The organism is Methanosarcinales archaeon (assembly GCA_014859725.1).
Taxonomy (GTDB): domain Archaea; phylum Halobacteriota; class Methanosarcinia; order Methanosarcinales; family Methanocomedenaceae; genus Kmv04.
The window spans coordinates 1-20150 of record JACUTQ010000024.1; the positions used below are offsets into that span (position 1 = coordinate 1).

The 20150-nt window shown below is 40.5% G+C and carries 17 protein-coding genes; 6 read left to right on the forward strand and 11 right to left on the reverse strand.

Translation table 11 applies throughout. The features are described from left to right. Nucleotides 1-717: 717 nt before the first annotated feature. Complete coding sequence (locus tag IBX40_03455) at nt 718-1749, reverse strand: class I SAM-dependent methyltransferase family protein (protein MBE0523380.1); 1032 nt, start codon at nt 1747-1749, stop codon at nt 718-720. A 3-nt stretch (nt 1750-1752) separates the two neighbouring features. After that, a complete protein-coding gene (locus IBX40_03460) occupies nt 1753-2856 on the reverse strand; it encodes a nonsense mediated mRNA decay protein (GenBank protein ID MBE0523381.1) in 1104 nt (367 codons plus the stop codon). Between the two features lie 121 nt (nt 2857-2977). Between IBX40_03460 and IBX40_03465 the strand changes: the two genes are divergently transcribed. Together IBX40_03465 and priL are read left to right on the forward strand one after the other, a co-directional pair. Then, the gene (locus IBX40_03465) at nt 2978-3715 is read left to right on the forward strand and encodes a DNA polymerase sliding clamp (protein ID MBE0523382.1); all 738 of its coding nucleotides are present in this window, start codon (nt 2978-2980) and stop codon (nt 3713-3715) included. A gap of 6 nt (nt 3716-3721) precedes the next feature. Next, nucleotides 3722-4753, forward strand: coding sequence for a DNA primase regulatory subunit PriL (gene priL, locus IBX40_03470; protein ID MBE0523383.1), 1032 nt, complete (start codon nt 3722-3724; stop codon nt 4751-4753). Between the two features lie 48 nt (nt 4754-4801). Here the strand turns inward: priL and trkA are convergent, their stop codons facing one another. After that, nucleotides 4802-6130 (reverse strand): Trk system potassium transporter TrkA, encoded by a 1329-nt coding sequence (trkA, locus tag IBX40_03475; protein MBE0523384.1) that lies wholly within the window; start codon nt 6128-6130, stop codon nt 4802-4804. 90 nt (nt 6131-6220) lie between these two features. Further along, the gene (locus tag IBX40_03480; GenBank protein ID MBE0523385.1) at nt 6221-8404 is read right to left on the reverse strand and encodes an ATP-dependent DNA helicase; all 2184 of its coding nucleotides are present in this window, start codon (nt 8402-8404) and stop codon (nt 6221-6223) included. 94 nt (nt 8405-8498) lie between these two features. Here IBX40_03480 and IBX40_03485 point away from each other — a divergent pair, with 94 nt between their 5' ends. From IBX40_03485 to IBX40_03495, 3 genes are all read left to right on the forward strand, one after another. Then, the gene (locus tag IBX40_03485) at nt 8499-9656 is read left to right on the forward strand and encodes an LL-diaminopimelate aminotransferase (GenBank protein ID MBE0523386.1); all 1158 of its coding nucleotides are present in this window, start codon (nt 8499-8501) and stop codon (nt 9654-9656) included. A gap of 74 nt (nt 9657-9730) precedes the next feature. Further along, nucleotides 9731-10465, forward strand: coding sequence for a circadian clock protein KaiC (locus IBX40_03490; protein MBE0523387.1), 735 nt, complete (start codon nt 9731-9733; stop codon nt 10463-10465). A 36-nt stretch (nt 10466-10501) separates the two neighbouring features. Then, complete coding sequence (locus tag IBX40_03495; protein ID MBE0523388.1) at nt 10502-10768, forward strand: hypothetical protein; 267 nt, start codon at nt 10502-10504, stop codon at nt 10766-10768. Here the strand turns inward: IBX40_03495 and IBX40_03500 are convergent, their stop codons facing one another. The 6 genes from IBX40_03500 to IBX40_03525 all read right to left on the reverse strand — a co-directional run bounded on the left by IBX40_03500 (nt 10769) and on the right by IBX40_03525 (nt 17006). Beyond that, nucleotides 10769-11458 (reverse strand): ATPase, encoded by a 690-nt coding sequence (locus tag IBX40_03500; protein ID MBE0523389.1) that lies wholly within the window; start codon nt 11456-11458, stop codon nt 10769-10771. Nucleotides 11459-11460: 2 nt separating this feature from the next. Beyond that, nucleotides 11461-12639: a GTP-binding protein gene (locus IBX40_03505; GenBank protein MBE0523390.1), complete on the reverse strand. Its 1179-nt coding sequence runs from the start codon at nt 12637-12639 to the stop codon at nt 11461-11463. A gap of 10 nt (nt 12640-12649) precedes the next feature. Beyond that, entirely contained in the window at nt 12650-13027 is a 378-nt protein-coding gene (locus tag IBX40_03510) for a roadblock/LC7 domain-containing protein (GenBank protein ID MBE0523391.1), read from the reverse strand. 24 nt (nt 13028-13051) lie between these two features. After that, nucleotides 13052-15583, reverse strand: coding sequence for a PAS domain S-box protein (locus IBX40_03515; GenBank protein ID MBE0523392.1), 2532 nt, complete (start codon nt 15581-15583; stop codon nt 13052-13054). A gap of 873 nt (nt 15584-16456) precedes the next feature. Then, a complete protein-coding gene (locus IBX40_03520; GenBank protein MBE0523393.1) occupies nt 16457-16705 on the reverse strand; it encodes a hypothetical protein in 249 nt (82 codons plus the stop codon). After that, complete coding sequence (locus IBX40_03525; GenBank protein MBE0523394.1) at nt 16689-17006, reverse strand: HD domain-containing protein; 318 nt, start codon at nt 17004-17006, stop codon at nt 16689-16691. Before IBX40_03525 ends, IBX40_03520 begins: the two co-directional genes overlap by 17 nt. A 507-nt stretch (nt 17007-17513) precedes the next feature. Here IBX40_03525 and IBX40_03530 point away from each other — a divergent pair. Continuing rightward, the gene (locus IBX40_03530; protein ID MBE0523395.1) at nt 17514-18992 is read left to right on the forward strand and encodes an SIR2 family protein; all 1479 of its coding nucleotides are present in this window, start codon (nt 17514-17516) and stop codon (nt 18990-18992) included. 482 nt (nt 18993-19474) lie between these two features. Here IBX40_03530 and vsr read toward each other — a convergent pair whose 3' ends face one another. Next, nucleotides 19475-19885 (reverse strand): DNA mismatch endonuclease Vsr, encoded by a 411-nt coding sequence (gene vsr / locus IBX40_03535; GenBank protein ID MBE0523396.1) that lies wholly within the window; start codon nt 19883-19885, stop codon nt 19475-19477. Between the last annotated feature and the right edge of the window lie 265 nt (nt 19886-20150).

Consider the following 20150-nt stretch of genomic DNA (forward strand, 5'->3'; position numbering starts at 1 on the left):
GCTGTAATTAGTTAATTATCTTAAATCGGAAGTAGGGCTATTCGGAAGTACTGTACTCTCCAAATTTGAATCTGATTGAACGTTTATGGAAATTTGTCAGAAAGAGTGCCTATATTCAAAATATTATTCTAACTTTGGGGATTTAAAAAATGCTATCATTAACTGCCTGAGCCAAACTGAAAGTACTCATAAAAAAAAACTTGATTCATTACTTACATTACGGTTTCAGAGATTTGAAAAAGCTCAATTTTTGGAGGTGTGAAGTATAGTTGCCGGATGAGGTGAGCCGCTGATGTGTCTCGCCTCACCCGTAATGTCGGGAAGTGAAGATTAGTGTTTAGAGACCCGGGAACCGGCCTCATGCTTCGGCCCGTCCCCTTCAGTTTAGTGCATCAATCGTCTTTCGTTCGTTCTCTCTGCTTCGCTCCGTTCACTCACTACAGCCGATTCATGCCTGTTCATTTATAGTCAAGAACCTAATATTTATTATAAATCATATGACCACTTTGCGCTCTTTGCCTACTTTGCGGTAAAAGAAATGCAGATGGGAATATATTATTTTGAAAGATATTTACACCGCAAAGGCCGCAAAGAATTAGTTCAATATGTTTAGTATTCAACTATAAACCAGCAAAAGAAAATGGAGAAAAGTCTATCTGTGTACGTGCAGGTTTTTAATATTATCAATATCGAATATTAATAATTATCGCTCAATGTTCAATTTATCCTGGCATCCATCACCACATGCCACACCCCGGGTGAAAATTTCTTTACCCTGCGCCAGTCCAGCGTCTCGGCGGTGCGACCCTGGGCACTGGCTTCAAATTCGATCCTGGCCCTGATCTCATCAAGTGCTGATAAATAATCAGAATGTACAAGTATTGTGTCGTGATAATGAAGCACTCCACCTGGTTTCAGGGCCAGGATGCCGTATTTAAGGTAATGACCGGTATGCTTCACATATCCCATTATTATCCTGTCAGCTGCAGAGGTCGGTGTTTTTTCAATACAATCCCCAAGCACTGGTTCAACAATATCTTCTACATTGTTGAGCTTGATATTCTCAACCAGATATTTATGGGAATCCGGGTTCAGTTCGATAGCAAGTATTTTTTCAGGCCTGGAATGAACTGCCATGGGTATGGTGAAATACCCAATACCTGCGAACATATCAACTACAAATTCTCCGTAACCCAGTTTAGCCATCCTGGCCCTTTCTTTATGGTTACCCTTGCTGAACATGACTTTAGTAATATCCAGTTTGAACTGGCATCCATTTTCTCTATGAATTGTCGATCCAGGCTCTAAAGTTTCACCTTTTACAGCTATAAGTGTTCTAATGGGACGGCGAAGATCACCTTCGATCCCCTCATCCAGATACACGCTCTTGCAATATGGGTACATCATGAGGAGGGCTCTTCCCACCTGTTCCCTCACAGTTAGCAGGTAAGGGTGTATGGAAGTGATTACAATATCCCCTAATATCTGCCAGCTCCGGGGCAGCAGTTCAAGTTTTTCATAGTCCAGCTGTTCCATTAACAGACTTTTCAAGGTAGGAGCAGGGGCATAATATTCCACACAAGGCTGGATAACACTGGTGTATGATCTAAATTCCGGGTCTTTCAAAACAGGGATCTCAAAAAGTTCTCCGTGTCTTGTTATTTTACGCTTTTTATCCATAGATCCTGATCCCAGCAGTTTTTTTCTGACAGTTTCCAGATCAACTTTTGGCACCAGTAAAGCCGTCATGTATTACTCCTGCGGTAGTATGAAAATATCATTCCCGACAAAAAATGCCTTGATCTCTTCGCCACCTTTAACTGATAGGTAAGCGGGTCTTTTCAAGGTCACAGGTCGGAAGGTCTTTGGATGCATCACCTGTACAGTATCATCATCATCAGTAGAAAGCAGGACTACGGGTTCGGCATCTTTTATGGTACCGATCTTTCTGCTGTCCTTCAATCGGTCTGTATTATCGGCAAATTCCAGTCCTGAGTCAAGATATAATCCTGAGGTCCTTTTACCGGAATGTCTGACCAGTACGGTTTTTCCATCAATGTTGATAATATCACCTGGCATTAACTTGGGCAACCTGAGACTGTACGTTATCCGGTAGATATCCTTTCCATCCTTTTTGCCTGATAATGTAGGAGATTCTGAATATTTACACCCGAATCGTTCACCCGCTATGCGGCATATCTGCCTGGCAGTGCTGTTAGAGCCAATATATACATCAGTACCCTCATGCAGTTTTTCTTCTTTGCTGATAAACGCAAGCCGGTCTCCTTTTTGTTTTTGGCGTTCTACCACTTCATATACAAGTTCCAACACCTTTTCCACCTCGTCCTCATCAGGAAACCGCCCCTCCGCCCTGATCTGGATTATGCTCTCATAATAGCCGCCAGATAACCTGCTGCAGGTATCGCAGGTTTGTTTAATGAGCCTTATTTCTGAATTCAATTCAACATGGGCTTTGACACCTTTGATATTTCCAGTTACCTTGATCTGTGCCTGGTATATCGAGGGATTGGTATTGGTAAAATCAATAGAAACCTGGATATCCTCTGACCCAGGAAGGATCTTCAATTCCTTGTTAATGGTATTGTTGATTATTTCTTCAATTTCATCATTTGATTCCACCCAGCTTCCACTTTTTTTAAATGCTCCGCACATGGGACATATTACAGTATGAACTACATGCGGGATACTTGCTAATATTAAAGATTGTAAAAAACAGTCCTTGCATTTACCTTCTATCTGGGAATCAGATGGCTGGCCGCATACAGGACAGGCAGGATAATTCATGTTATCAATTATGTTTGGCTTGATATTATGGTTTTCTATAATGAAAGTCATGGAAGTAAACGATTTATCGATAATATTTTCCAGATTTTTATTAGAAATTTTTATAACTTATAATCACCTATGACAACCATATATTTCACATATCTTTCCCTTCCCGGGAAGGAGGCAGCACATGTTCAAGGCGATCATAGAATCTGAAAAACTTAAGGAAACGATAGAAGCCGTTTCAAGTATTGTAGATGAGGCAAAAATCAATCTGACTCCCGATGGATTATCTATAAGGGCCGTTGACCCTGCCAACGTAGCAATGGTAGACTTAACCTTAAAACCTGGGGCCTTTGAGGAATTTACTGCAACCGATGGTGAAATCGGAGTGGATTTGAATCGGCTCAACGATATTCTTGGAATGGCCGAGAAAGCTGAAACTGTAGAGCTGGAACTTGATGAAGAAACGCACAAACTTGTTGTTAAAATGAGCGGCCTGACATATAAGATCTCACTCCTTGATCCCTCATCTATCCGTAAGGAACCAAAAGTACCCAAGCTTGACCTTCCGGCTAGGATCGTGCTGTCTGGTGCCGAATTGAGAAGAGCAATAAAAGCTGCTGAGAAAGTATCTGATCACATGTGCATGGGCGTTGATGAGGACATTTTTTACATGGAAGCGGAAGGCGATTCGGACCGTATGCGCCTGGATATAGCAAAAGACCAATTAATCAGCCTGGAATCGGGAGATGCCAGGGCATTATTCTCACTTGATTATTTATCTGACATGATCAAATCTGCAGGCAAATCTAATGAAGTGACTATTGAACTTGGAAAGGATTATCCTACCATGCTGAATTTTAAGATAGCAGGCGGCAATGGTAATGTAAGTTATCTATTGGCACCCAGGATTGAATCAAATTAATGTACAATGGATGTTGCAAAACTTTCCAATTATCCATTTTTAACCCAGGCAGCTGATTATGTTGCAGATATGGGTACGTCAATAGAAACTATTCTAACTTCCAGAGCTTTTGAAATAGCTAGATACCGGGCTCAAACAAGGGTCATTCAGGCTATCCAGGGTGAGATCACGCAAGATGCAGGGATTAATAATATCGCCGAATTACTTTCATACCCAATTTCCAGGATTATAATTTCTTGTATAGATGATGCTTTTCTAATCAGGCGATACGGGCTGGCCGAAGCAAAATCTGCTTATGTGTTAATGAAACGAGAAGATGAGGCGTTTATTCAGGAGATCGGGAAGGATTTCAATATCAATGCAACGATTACAGACAGTGGCTTCAGGATACATTTTACCGATTACATAAGAGGCGCTGCAGGGATGAGAGCCCTGAACTGGAAACTGGTGAATCGAAGGTTGAATTCAGGTTTTGTCAATATCACAAAAGAAGAGTATGCCCGCCTTCTCCAGGAAGCCATAAGAGGGCACGTATCTGCATCATTACCCCTTGAGGTACCGGATAGATTCTGCAATGTACTAAAAGAAGACATTGAAGAGATCAAAATCCAGCTTGAGGCTAGTAAATCCGAGTTCGATGAAGAGGGATTCGGAGATGTCGCCCCAGATGATTTCCCACCCTGTGTCGTTCATCTTCTGTCAAATGCCCAGGCAGGGGTTAATCTTGCCCATTCGGCACGATTTGCACTGACTTCGTTCTTGATAAATATCGGTCTATCAGTAGACCAGATCATACAGATGTTTAATGTATCTCCTGATTTTAATGAAGATATGACCCGTTATCAGGTGGATCATATCTCAGGGGGCACGGGCACAAAATATAAACCGCCTTCCTGCACCACAATGATCACTTACGGTAATTGCTTTGGCAAGGATGCACTGTGCAAAAATATCGGGCATCCATTGAGTTATTACCGAAATAAGAAAAAGACCAAAAATCCAATTCCAACAACCAATAAGAATGATGAAAAGGAGTAGTTGGATGAGACATCAGGGTCTGATTGTAACCTTCTTTATTAGCGACCGTTATTTGAATAGATTTTCCACTTTAGACACAACATCCAGGTTTGTGAACACGATCACCTTATCACCAGGCATAACCATGTCGCTGCCGCGTGGGACAATGATCTCATCACCCCTTACAATGGTACTGACAATAGCACCTTTAGGGAAATTGACATGTTTCAGATCCTTCTTCACGATCTTGGAACCTTCTTTAGCAGTAAGTTCAAGTAGTTCAGCTTTATCACCTTCTATGGTTGTGATTGACTGGATATTGGCCTTCAGCATAGTGGTCTTCAGGACTTCATTAATTGTAGCTTCCCTGGAACTCATGGCCACATCCACTCCTACCAGCTCGAATAATTGGATATATTCCGTCCTCTCGACCCTTGCTATGACCTTTTTAGCTCCCAACTGCTTTGTAAGAAGTGAGCAGAGCAGGTTCTTCTCGTCACTATTTGTAACAGACACTACCACATCCATATTTGCGGTATTAACATCTTTCAATATATTAATGTCAGTTCCATCCCCATTTATCACTGTAATTTTCGGCAGGGTTTCAGCAATCATTTCACATCGTTTACGATCATTGTCTACCAGTGTAATCTCAAAGTCTTTATCGCTCAACAATTTGATAAGATAAAATCCGACTTTTCCGCCACCCACAACAAGCACTTTCTTACTCAAAGAATAAACTTCGAACCAGGTGCGTATCTCCTTAATAGCTTCCTCTTTCCCGATCATAACCACACGATCACCAGATTTTATGATATCGGACCCGCCGGGAATTATGATCTCATTATCCCTGAAAATTGCAGATATCATGCTGCATTGTGGAAATTCGATATCCTTGAGAGCCTTATTGATCAGGACATTTTCATCTTCCACTTTAAATTCGATCATTTTGACCTTGCCGCCTACAAAATCTTCCACATCAAGAGCCGATGGTACTGATATTACCTGGTACATCTCATCAGCCAGGGAAAGTTCAGGACATATCATGATATTCATACCTACCTGTTCCCTGATGGTGACCGGTTTGTTAATATAATCAGGATTGCTTACCCGGGCAATGGTCTTGATATTATTATTTAGCAGTTTAGCTGCCAGGGATGCGACTATATTTACCTCATCATTTCCTGTGACTGCCACTACCAGTTCAGAATTTTTTATTTTTGCATCATCCAACCGCTTTACGTCGGCACCGTTACCGTGTATTACCTGAACATCAAGTTCACGGGCTCGTTCGCATGCCGCGTCGTCAATATCGATCAATACCAGTTCATGGTCATGATACAACGTTTTTGCGAGATGATAGCCAACATCCCCTGCACCTATGATAATTATACGCAATACATTCACCTAAAAAATATTAATGAGATAATAAGGCCTAAGACTTTTAGCATTATCACAATATAATAAAAGTTTATCCGTAAAATCGTGTTAGAACTCGAGGATATTCTGATTTCCAGTGTTTTTCATTTTATAATTTTTCACTTCATCAGAATTTATGTCAACACCCAGCTGTCTTAACGTATTAGCAGCGACTTTTGGTCCGATTATTTTAGCGATAATCTCATATCCGGCCTGTCGTATGGCTTCAATGTCCTTATAACCTGCATTATAGAGCTTTCTGGCCCTAACCCGACCAATCCCCTTGATCTTGATAATAGGCAGTAGTTCTGAGGACGCACCATAAGAAATCCGTTCCACAAGTCCATTTATAAAAGAGGTATAGTTACTTTCAAGATGCGCACTTATGCGGGCCGTTGAATGCATCAACCATTCGGCATTATCGGCCTGCGCCCTTATATCTCCGGGTCCGATGTTGAACTTTGAGGTAATATCATCTTCTTTAATCTCAGATATCCAATCCAGCAGTACCATTGCTGTTTTCACTTCAGAGAGAAACCACTCATAATCAGCGCTACTGGAAGATGGAGGATGAACGAACTGGTCACTGTGCTGGGAGACAAAATCACCTAGCCATGAATAATCATTTGAGCGTAAAAAGAGACGGCGCATATCAGGTGTTTTGTAGATAAGATGTAAACAGGTAAGTTCTGTAACATTTACTGTATCCAGATTGCGCAGCCCATCCACAATAATGCTTGCCGAAAGGGGATCGATATATAGTTTTGACACCACCTCTCCCAGACGGGTAGGGTACAGACCATCACTGCTGTCCACCAGCATTTTATTATTCTTAAGAAAAATCAATACATCATCCACAACAGCTGCCAGGCGCCAGGTATCCTGCTGGTGTGCAAAGAAAGTACGTTCAAGAAAATCCATTAGTTCTTCCCTGCTTCTGACAACCCCGGTTGAAACAGCCGAGAGAATGTGGGTGCGCAGGGCATTTTCAGACCCCAATTTTGACCAGATATCTTCAGCACTGCTCAGCACGTACTGTTCCAGTAATAGATTCATCTCATCGTATGACCTCACCACAAGTACAGATTCACCATATGGGTCAAGCCCTGGCCTGCCGGCCCTTCCTGCCATTTGCTTATATTCAAGTACAGGAATGGGTACCATCCCGTAATTCGGGTCATATCTTTTAAAGCCACGGATGATCACACGTCTGGCAGGCAGGTTCAATCCTGATGCCAAAGTGGGTGTGCTGGATAAGACCTTGATCATATTCTTCCTGAATCCATCCTCTATTAACTTCCTTTGTTCTGACAGCAGTCCTGCATGATGGAAAGCTGCACCTCCCCTGATGCAATCTGACAGCTTCTTTGTGATCTCTGTTTCCCCGGTATCCAGCATTTGTTCTGCTAAAACATTTAATTCTTCAAGGTTCTGACTATCCAGCATTTTGCCAAGTTTTTGTCCGATCCGTTTAGCACTGCCTTCTGCATTCCTGCGGCTGCTCTCAAAGATCAGGCATTGTGCACCTTCGTTAATTGTGTCTGCAGCCAGATTGAGCAGGTCATCCGGATATTTTTCTTCAATAATCCGCTGGGAATCTGGAAATTTTATTGCACTGCCGAAATACACGCCTTCTTTCAGTTCAATGGGTCTCCACTCACTCTCCACAAGGGATGCATCCAGCCATTGTGCCATATCCTTTGCATTGCCTACTGTGGCAGACAGACCGATGATCTGCGCATCAGGATTCATCTGCATAAGGCGTGCAATAGTAACTTCAAGTGTGGGTCCCCTGTCAGGTGAATCCAGCAGGTGTATCTCGTCCACTACAACCACAGTGATATCATTCATCCAGGCTGTACCGTTACGGATAAGCGAATCGGTCTTCTCTGAAGTGGCAACAATGATATCTGTCTTTGCCAGCCACTCGTCCCTTGAATCAAAATCCCCTGAAGAGATGCCTGCCCTGACACCAATTGATTCAAATTCCTTGAACCTCTGGAACTTTTCAGAAGCCAGGGCTCTTAAAGGAACAATGTACAGGCATTTACCGCCCTCAAAGATGGATTTCAACATTGCCAACTCCGCAATCATGGTCTTACCCGATGCAGTGGGGACGGCTGCCAGGAGATTTCGGTTTTCTAATAATCCTGCTTCAACAGCTTTAATTTGTGGAGGATAAAGCTCTGATATCCCGGATTCGATATAAAACGACCTCACCTTATCTGGAATATCTAAGCCTGCGATTTTCATAACCAGCTTAATTCAAAGGTTTAAATAGATATAAAGACATTGTGCAACCGCGTATTAAATTACAAGATTTTCCAAATTATTAAAGGTGAAACAAATGTATTCTGACAGGATAAATAATCTCCCCCCATATCTTTTTGCAGCTATAGATGAGGCAAAGGCAAAAGTTGTTGAACGGGGTGTTGATGTGATAGACCTGGGTGTTGGTGACCCGGATATGCCTACCCCAGATAATATTATCCAGGCCCTGTGCAAGTCTGCCAAAAATCCGGACAGGCATAAATATCCCTCATATATCGGAATGTTTTCCTTCAGGGAAGCAGTAGCTCAATGGTATGACCAACATCTGGGAATTGAACTTGCCCCCTCATCCCAGGTACTTACTTTTATAGGCTCCAAGGAAGGTATCTTCCATATTCCATTGGCATTCTTAAATCCCGGTGATGTTGCCCTGATCCCGGATCCGGGTTATCCTGTATATAAGATCGGGACGTTATTTGCGGGAGGGGTACCCTACATTATGCCCCTGCTGGAAATGAATGGATTTTTACCAGACCTGGAAGCTATCCCCAGTGATGTTCGAAAAAAAGCGAAACTCATGTTCCTGAATTATCCCAATAACCCAACATCTGCAATTGCATCTGAAGCCTTTTTCAGTGAAGTGGTGGAATTTGCAAAAGAAAACGATATTGTCGTGATCCATGACAACGCCTACAGTGAAATGACATATGATGGATATAAAGCCCCCAGTTTCTTAAATGTGGAAGGAGCCATGGACGTAGGAATAGAAGTTCATTCCCTTTCAAAGACATATAACATGACAGGATGGAGAATTGGTTTTGCAGTGGGCAATGCTGAGATTATAAGCGGTATTGGTAAGGTCAAGACCAATGTGGATTCAGGTGCTTTTGAAGCTGTACAGGAAGCAGGGATCGAAGCCATGTTGGGTCCCCAGGATATTATCGGTGATATGCGAAAGACTTACACAGAAAGGAGAGATGCCTTGATGTTGGGACTCAGGGAACTGGGAATAAATATGGAGCCGCCTAAGGCTACTTTCTATGTATGGGCACCAGTTCCCAAAGGATATGATTCTATGGGATTCTCAAAAATCCTGCTTGAAGAAGCGGGAATAGTTGCCACTCCAGGTAATGGATTCGGGGATTACGGCGAAGGTTATGTCAGATTCGCCCTGACCAGTTCAGTAGATCGAATTAACGAAGCAGTTGAAAGAATGAGACAATTGAAGGTTTAGAACAATTGTTATATATAATATCCGAATAGAAAATTACATAAAAAGGAATGAACAATATAAATTGAGGATTAATCATGACTGCAGATACCTTAATGGAATCAGAAAGAGTTAAGTCGGAGATACCTGGATATGATGAGATGATCAGTGGTGGTTATTTCAAGCAAACTGTGAACGTAATCTCTGGAGAATCCGGTACAGGAAAGACTGTTTTCGGGTCCCAGTTCCTGTATGAAGGTGCAATGAAAGGTGAAAAGGGTCTTTGCATCATGACAACCGAATCAGCAAAATCTTTGAAAAAAGAAATGTATACTTCTTTTGGATGGGATTTCAATGAAATGGAAAATTCAGGAATGATCTCATTTGTGGATATTGCAGACCCTGAACTAAGGCTACAGAAGACTGTTGATATGGCACCAACTGAACTTATTAGAAGTTTTAAAAATCTTATTGATCGCAAAATAGAAGAAAATAAACCAGTCAGGGTCTTTATCGATTCTGTTGAGGCGATGTTCCTTGCAATTGAATCGCAATTCAGGTTAAAGACATTGATCGATGATCTGTTCGGTGTTCTCAGGTCGCGGGATGTAACTTCAGTTATTACAGTAGGTACCACATTCAATGTTGAATCCACTGTAGAATATGGTGCAGATTCTGTCACCAGATTAGGCCGGGTTATTTCAGGTAATTACCTGCAACGTTCGATCTATATCGCCAAATTGCGAGGTTCAAACACAATAAACGAGATACGTGTCCTGAATATTTCTGATAATGGTGTCAGTGTATTGGACCAGTCTCCGTATATTGCCTGAAAACAATACTCAGTAAGGTGGGGGTAGCATAATATCGTGTCATATGACCTTGAATTGTTGATCAGACTCCTGATCGAATTATTCTGGATTTCTTCATGTATCTATGCCATCAAATCAACAAAGCTGGCCTATTGGAAACAGTGCTGGTATGTCATCTTATTGGGCTGCATAATCCATGTAATGTACATTTTAGCCACATTTGCAGATTATTCTTATGCAGGTATTTTTAGAAATCTCGGTATGGGAATAGTTGCAATTGGAATATTTTTGCTTGCCAAACGCACAAAAGATATCTTGGGATAATTACAGTATTATGATCCCATTGTCAGTTATATCATAATCGGCATTTATCTTATCTAATCCCATCATAGCTTCAATTGTGATCTCATTACCATCCAGATGAACTATGTTATCTACGCTGGCCTTTAGCAAAGTCTCGATCTGGGAATCTGCTACACCTTCCGTATATGTTATTATACTGGTACCGCCTGCTAGCTTGAGCCGCATGGTGTATGATTTTATCACCCGGATGATCAGTATGGGTGAGTTATATGAAAAAAGGGTTGTAGTTGAATCAAGGATAGACCTGAATTGATGGGTTTTTTGATAAATGGATTGTAGATCTTCGATTATCTTGCTGATTATCTCGGTAGGGTTCTGGGGTGATGATATTTTAAGCGTATCAGACTCTTTTTGAGTTGCACCAATAGCGCCTGATGCAGTATCAAGTACATAAAGCTGTCCTTTCTGGAAATATTCATGTATCATCCAGTTAAAATTCATCATTGTTTCTTCAAGCTGGGCCAGATTGTAATCTGTCATTAAATACAAACTGGTTTCATCATCAGTAATTGCCTGGTTCAGGAAATGATAACAAAAAATTGACTTGCCGCATTTTGGAGGGCCATAGACCAATGTCATCGAATTCTCTGGCAGTCCTCCACTTATTAATTGATCAAAACTTTCAATTCCTGACTTGATTTTCGGCATCATTTTTAAACTCGATATATCAGATCAAAAAGGGCGTCAAGTGCATTATCAAGCCCTCTTTTTTCTTGGACTGAAACTGGAATTATCAGTACTTTTTCACCTAAAGCCATTCTTTTTTTTATCTCTGTGGGTGTTAGAGCACCTTCAAGGTCCTGCTTATTTGCTACAATCACTTTCGGTATAGCTTCTGCCCTGCACATACTAATCATTTCCTTTGCTCTGGCAAATGTTTTTGGTTTGGTGGAATCAATTACGATAAATGCACCAATAGATTCCCTGGCTAATGGCTCTAATAGCAGGTCAAACCGATCCTGGCCAGGGGTCCCGAAGATATCAGCTGAAAATCCTTTATAGTCGACATGCCCAATATCCAGTCCTACCGTCGTTGGGAACATCTCAAAAGCCTGCCTGTCCACAGATACAGCATCCTGTGCGATTGCATGTACAAATGAACTCTTCCCGGCATTGTACGGTCCGGTTACTAAAAGTTTGGGGATGAAAACCCTTACACCGCTTGGCTCGAGCACTTCAAAGAAGGTTTTACAATCAGTTGTTTTACCCCAGCTGGATTTCACCACCACAAATACCTGCCTGTACATCACCTTCTCTTCAATACCAAAAAGTTCTATCTCACAATTGACCAGACTTCTTAATCTGTCTACCATCTGATCCTCATAATTCCACCTGGTAAACAAATATACGATATTTACATCCTGCTTGCCGGCAGATTCGTTCCATATCTCGATCAATTCCATTGTTTTTTCTTCACCTATAGAATCAATTAGAGTTGCAAGATTCTCAATTATTGCAGTTCCACCCTTTACATCTTCAATAGCTGACAGTATAATGTCCCTGCTTTTTTCAAAATCATCAATTACATATTTTCCGATAGGTGGCACACCCATCATTGAAGAAATGGAATCCACAAAGAATATCTGACCTGCCTCCAATGGTGTTTTCAGGTCCCATCCATATTTTTCGAATACTCGCCCTATCTCAGCAGGTGTTCGTGTATTGGTATATATAAAACCCATTTCTTCATCAGTTTGTACCCTCTCAGCAATTATCTGATAACCAAAAACATCAGATATCAAACCAGGCATTGCATTGAACAACATTGATTTTCCTAATGGTACACCTCCCTTTAGGATATCATCCAGTCGTGGAATATAGGTCTTTTTCATCTTCATACTCCTATACCTCTTCCAGGATCTCCTGCACCTGTTTCGCTCTCATCTCGATCTCAACTGTAATTAAACCTATTTGAGCTTCAACTTCAGCCAGTGCTATAACTAATGCCTTTTCTCCTGCAGGTTTGAGCAATAATGTTCCCTGTTCTGTTCTCACACTGACCTCACTCACATCACCTGTCCCCATCTGGGAGCTTGCCGTTTCTGCGCTTGCGATTATTGTGGAGCAAAGAGCACCTACAATACGTTCATTCATCTCAGGCGGCATTCTTGATGTGATCAAAAGACCCTCGGTACTTACGACACCGCATGCTTTGACCTGGCCCACCTGCATGAACTTGGCCAATATTTGATCCAGCTTTTCTTTCTTGGTTTCACCCATTATCTCACCTTTTAGGGATGCTTATTAATTCTCGTCTATAATTGCTATGGTATACCTTAATCCATCATGCAGGGATCGTTCTGTTGTGATGGGAGCAAGGATCGCACCCAGCTCTAACAGTTCGTGCTCTACCTCTCGTTTGATACCTGTAATGATACAGGTGGCTCCAAACTGTCTTGCATACCGTGCGATATTGATCAAAGGTTGTGTGATTTCAATATCATCCGGAACCCCCGTAACATCAAGAATAACCCCTTTCGATTTTTCTTCTGTGATCTGTTCAAGGGTGGTTTTCATTAATCTATTGATACGATTTGTGTATGCCTCTAGCTTCTGGATTGTCTCTTCTAATTCATGTTCTGATCTTTTTCGCTCAGTAATGTCGCGAGCAGCAGCAAAAGCACCAACAACATTCTCCTCCTGATCCCGATAGACAGAAGCATTGTAAGCGACAATAGTCTCGGTCCCATCCCTTGCTTTCATGACCAGTTCATAATTCCGGACTTCCCCTAATTCAAAGACCTTCATAGCACCTTTATGTGCTTTTTCCGGATCGGTAAAATAATTGGCAAAGGGGGTGTTAATAAGTTCTTCCCGGCTCACACCGGTAGCTTGAATGGTGGCCTCGTTCACATCCAGTATGATCCCATTATGATCAAATGTTATCAGAGGATCAAGGCTAACTTCAATCAATCCACGATTGTAACGATGAAGGTTTTGGATCTCCTCTTCTGCCAGTTTACGCTCGGTAATATCTTTAAAATCCTCCACGATCCCAACAAATTTTCCATTTTGCTCTAATTTTGCAGCATTCAGGATAACTGGTATCTCTTTGCCGTCTGATAGTTTCTTAATAGTTTCACATTCAAGAAAACTCTCTCCATTTTTCTTTTTCTCAAGTGGACACTCTTCAGAATAACAGAGGTCACCTCCCAAGATTTCGTAACATTTCTTACCAATGATTTCATCCTCATCCATTTTTACCATTCTAAGAAAAGCTTTATTCACCTTGATAATGTTCTTATCAGTATCTATTACACACATTCCATCAGCAGCGATCTGAAAGATGAGATCGAGTTCTGCTTTTTTTTCATGCAGTGCAATTTCAGCATTTTTCCGCTCAGTGATATCACGGGCAGCGGCAAAAGCTCCTGCCACCTGCCCTGTTTCATCTTTATACACTGAAGCATTATATGCTACAATTGCTTCTGTGCCATCTTTGGACTTCATGACCAGTTCATAATCCCTGACTTCTCCTGTTTCAAAGACCTCCATGGCACCTTTATATGCTCTCTCCGGATCGGTAAAATAATCAGCGAACGGGGTATTGATCAACTCATCCCTTTCCATACCTGTAGCTTTGATAGTGGCTTCATTAACATCAAGAATAATACCTTCGTGGTCAAAAGTGACTAACGGATCAAGGCTTGTTTCGATTAAACCCCGATTATAACGCTGGAGATTCTGGATCTCCTGCTCGGCACGCTTCGATTCAGTGATATCACGGGCAGCTCCAAAGGCCCCTACTACGTTCCCGTACTGATCTTTATAGACCGATGCATTGTATGACACAATAGTCTCAGCACCATCTTTTGCCTTCATTACCAGTTCATAGTCCCTGACCTCTCCGGTCTCAAAGACTTTCATGGCTCCCTTATATGCTCTATCGGGATCGGTAAAATGATCAGAAAAAGGTGTACCTATCAACTCTTCCCGACTTCTGCCGGTAATACGGATTTTAGCTTCGTTCACATCCAGAATTATGCCATTCCGATCAAAGGTCACCAGAGGATCAAGGCTTGCCTCGATTAATCCTCGATTATATCTTTGAAGATTCCGGATCTCCTGCTCAGCACGCTTCGATTCAGTGATATCACGGGCAGCTCCAAAGGCCCCTACTACATTCCCGGACTGATCTTTATAGACCGATGCATTGTATGACACAATAGTCTCAGTCCCATCCTTTGCCTTCATTACCAGTTCATAATCCCTGACTTCTCCTGTTTCAAAGACCTCCATGGCACCTTTATATGCTCTCTCCGGATCGGTAAAATAATCAGCGAACGGGGTGTTGATCAACTCATCCCTTTCCATACCTGTAGCCTTGATAGTGGCTTCATTAACATCAAGAATAATACCTTCATGGTTAAAAGTGACTAACGGATCAAGGCTAACTTCAATCAATCCACGATTGTAGTTCTGAAGGTTTTGTATCTCCTGATCTGCACGCTTGCTTAAAGTAATGTCGCGGGCAGCGGCAAAAGCACCTACCACCTGCCCTGTTTCATCTTTATACACTGAAGCATTGTAAGCCACAATTGTTTCGGACCCATCCCTGGCCTTTATGACCAGTTCATAATCCCGTACCTCACCGGTTTCAAAAACAAGCATAACACCTTCTGATGCTTTTTCTGGTTTTGTGAAATAATCAGCAAATGGAGTACCTATCAATTCTTCCCGAGTCCTTCCGGTCACTCGAACGGTTGCCGCATTAACATCCATAATAATCCCATTTTGATCAAAGGTCACCAATGGATCAAGGCTTGCCTCGATCAAACCACGATTATAGCTTTGAATATTGTCTATTTTCTCACCCCCGAATCGATTTTCGGTGTAATATAATCCCTTCCTTTAAGGGCACATGATTGTAAATCTAATGTATATGGAAGAGTTGTAAGTGGTGAAACCAATTTTGTTCCTTTCAAGTTCTGACCCCCTCGGTAACAATTATAATATGAAATTTATTCCTATACTTAAGTAATTCCTTTAATTATATAAAGTAAATTGCTTTTTTTTTGTTTTATATAAATCGAAGCAATCAATTAGAATTAAAACTGGCGGTTCTTATTTGATTTCCCGATTATAGTCAAAAGTTGCGACGGCACACTCAACCGCAGCAGAGCTGTAGGGTATAGTTATTTAAATTATATATAGGGATTCATGTTACTTTCGAATTATTTCTCTTATGCCTCAATTTTACGTTTCGGCTCTGGCTGATGAAAGAAGAGGAGTTTTCACTTGATATTTGAATCAAATTTAAATGAACAGGCATGAATCGGCTGTAGTGAGTGAACGGAGCGGTGCAGAGAGAACGAACGAAAGACGATTGATGCACTAAACTGAAGGGGACGGGCCGAAGCATGAGGCCGGTTCCCGGGTCTCTAAACACTAATCTTCACTTCCCGACATTACGGGTGAGGCGAGACACATCAGCGGCTCACCTCATCCGGCAACTACTTACTACAATTCACATGGAGTGGAGTAAGAAGATTTGAGTGAATAATACAGCAAGCCTGAGAGCGGGGATATCATGGTGTGGGGTTGGCTGCCGGGGGAGGTAATGGATAAAGGTTAATGCTGGTTTACAGAAGAGTTGGGGTTTGTGGTGATCGCTATATTGAAACGAGTTTATAATTAGCCCGCCCCGCATCACACTTTTACATCCCCAAACATCTCACCAACACATTTCCCGAACTCCTTAAACGCAGGCACATCACTAATCCCTTCATCCCCATTACCAAAAGCATCCAGCATAGAAGTGTAATACCATGCAACCGAGTCCTTTGAGGCATTGAAGATATCCCACACACCATCCCCCAGCCTGTCGTAGTCCCTGATGATTCCCGTATATTGGTTAATTTGTCGGCACAGGAGAGCAGCTTCATACCCGGCCTGCATTTTTGATAAAATCGATGGTATGTGCCTTGCGCTCGGGCCAGGTCTTACTTTTGCCCCCGTCCGCTTTTATCAGTTCTTCCGGCTCGGAAGCCCCATCTACCAAGGTCGCCACCGCATCACCGAATTCATGTCTGATATCGGACAGTGTGTAATCCTCATCTTCTACAACATCATGCAGCAATCCCACGATAACCACGTGCTCTGGTGCATTATTCTTCATGAGTGTGGAGGGAACGTCCAGAGGATGGACGATGTATGGTATGGTTAACAGTCCATCAAGCCCATTGGCAAGGAATATCATTTGATTACGTTAATGGGACTGAGGGAGGCAGGAGAGAGGCACCATGATCTTAATGGCGGTGATCCTGATGGGTCTGCGAATGCGGCTGGGCATAGTAAGGAGACGAAGGCGAGGTATTATAAAAAAGTAAGTTATGAGGACGCGCAGGAGTCGTTTGGGAGGCATCATCCTGCGTTTGTGGAGGGGTGGTGATGATTTCAGACCGAAGTTATATTTGATCTTAATCAATCTAATGTAGTAAAGTATCAATTCCAGGATTTTATTTTTAATAGAATCGAGATAAACAGCATAATAACACTAATGGTAGGGGGTAATAGATGCTCCTTTCCTCTATTGAAATGGTAGACTTATAATCGTATTTTTGTAAGAAAAACATATAACTATTTATAAATCTAATTAAAATATTAAAAGTGAAGTGATTAGATGTTTATTATATATTTTACTCCAAATTACAATCAATTGGATTTTCCCAGTTTGACTTTTTTCCATTTCTTATGAGGGGATAAAATGTTAATTGATGAAACAATGAAAATAATTGGACAACAAGGCAATAATTCATTTTATTATTTTGAAAATCTTGTTATAAAACTTCTTACAAAATATCTAGAAGATCAAGAAAAACCATTTAGAGCTGAACTTAGATCAGGCCCTTCTCATATAGATGGTTTGGCAATAGAAGGAATTGATGATTTGCCCGGTCCAACTTTAATTGAAATAAAATATGGAAGAATTATAACTAAACTAACACTACATAAATTATTTTCTATTTGTAAGAGGGAAAATTATTCAAGTATTTTATTAATAATTGGTGGAAATTATTCCGCAAAACAAAAAAAATTAGCTATGGAAATTGCAGAGACGCTAGATGACGATATTGTATTTAGAGTTTGGAATTTAAATGACTTATCTGATATTTTAGATAAGTATCCCGAATATGTCCCGAATATTAATCCATCGCTTACAAAATTAGCTATCAAAAATGTAGTTTCTAAGAGCCAAGAAATCGATCCAATAGAATGGAAAAATATACGTGATAGACACGTTGAACAATTGAAAAAAGCATATACTAACAATGATCTTATATTATTCTTAGGAGCTGGCGTATCTTCTAAAGCTGGAATGCCTGATTGGAATTCATTAATCTCAAAGCTAATGGTAACGATGATTAAGAGACAATTCTCTAAAAGTCTTGACGTAACAAAAGAAGAAATGCAGCTTATTGCTGATGAATTCCCTAAACTCCATGGACAATCTCCATTATTGGAAGCTAGATATATTCGTGCTGGTTTCGGAAAATCTTTTGGGCAAGAAATTTCAAAAATATTATATGAAGGAATTGGAAAAGAAGGATTGGGTACTTCTATTTTAATTAATGCTATAGCACGATTGTGTGTTCCAAAACGAAGTGGTCCAGGAATAAGAGCAGTTGTAAATTACAATTTTGATGATTTAATTGAAAACCATCTCGAAGAAGTAAATGTTGAATATCATCCAATATTCAGAGATATTGATATCGCTACACAAAACGAATTAGGTATTTATCATGTTCATGGTTTTTTACCACGAAATATAAAAACCTATGAAGGAGTATCTGAAAGTCTTCTAGTTTTTTCTGAAGAAGGATATCACACACTTTTTATAGATCCTTATTCTTGGTCTAATATTATACAACTTAATTTTTTACGGGAAAGCATTTGTTTAATGGTTGGTTTGTCTATAACTGATCCAAATCTACGTAGATTATTAGACATTGCTGCAAGGAAAAATAATCAAATTAGACATTATGTTATATTTAAACGATTATTAGCGTCTGAATTTTTCGAAAATATTGGGGAAAAAAAAGCAATTAAAACTGAAGTAATTGAAGCATTTCTAATAGCTCATCATAAACTCCAAGAAGCCTCTTTTCAAGAACTTGGTTTGAATATTATTTGGATTGAAGATTTTGATGAAATTCCTGATATTTTAAATTCGATAAAAAACTAATAAAAAATAGTTGTTCAGTTTATAAACATAATCTTTAATTAATCGAAAAGAACAAATTATGGGTCTTACCTCTGGTTCGAGGTTGGTGACGCTATAAACAAAGAAGTTAGTTCATTGTTCGATATATTGTGATTTTGGAATTTAAAAAATATGGCTACAAATATGGTAAAAGTGTTTAAATATTTTTTGCATAAATATATTAAAGTTATACATTTTCAACCAACACAATCCATTCCCATCTCGCTCATTTGCTCCTCTGATGGTTTATGCTCCTGAGCGATTGGTCAGGAGTCAGTTCATTGTTCTAAATATTGTGATTTTAGGTTAAAAAATCGAATGAAAGAGACAACGAGTTTGGTTAGGGAGGGCGTACATCTATCATACGAGTATGAACTCTTTTTAATTTTCTAGATTAATGTTTTCTAATTCTGATGTGATTTACCACCACTTCCTGAATCCAGGTAGTGTTATTATCTGATAATTTATCCATCAAGAAACTCTTTTATTCGTTCCCATAAAGGTTCTAAGTTCTTTTCTTTAATTTCACATTCCCAGACAATCAAATAACTCCATCCATTAGAAGTCAATGCAACAAAATTATCAGCATCCCGCTGCACATTACCTTCAATCTTTTGTCTCCAGAATTCTACATTAGACTTTGGCCATCTAAAGTAGCTGCAATTATGTTTATGCCAAAAGCAACCATTTACAAAGATGACTTTTCTGCGTCCGGCAAAAACAAGATCCGGTTTTCCTGGCAAGTCTTTTCTATGAAGCCTGTACCTATATCCATTCTGCCAAAGCCATCGGCGTATTATCATTTCAGGTTTGGTATTTTTCCCTTTTATTCGGGACATATTGAAACTACGTTGATCTGGTGAATGGACATCCATGGTTTGCGATTATTCCAATTGAGAGTTACATAAATCAAATTCGTTTTTTTGTAATGGAAAGTAAGTTATTATTTCATTTTTATTAATAGCTTATCAAGTTGGATAATTTCTATGCTCAGATATGAAGGATTCTCATTCTTCACCAAACATCCTGTAGTTTCTCAGCAATTCTCTGGGACAGCAGAACAGGTACAGCGTTTCCTATCTGACGGAAAGCATGTGTACGTCCTGCTTTCTCTGAAATGCCCTCAAAAAAATAGTCATA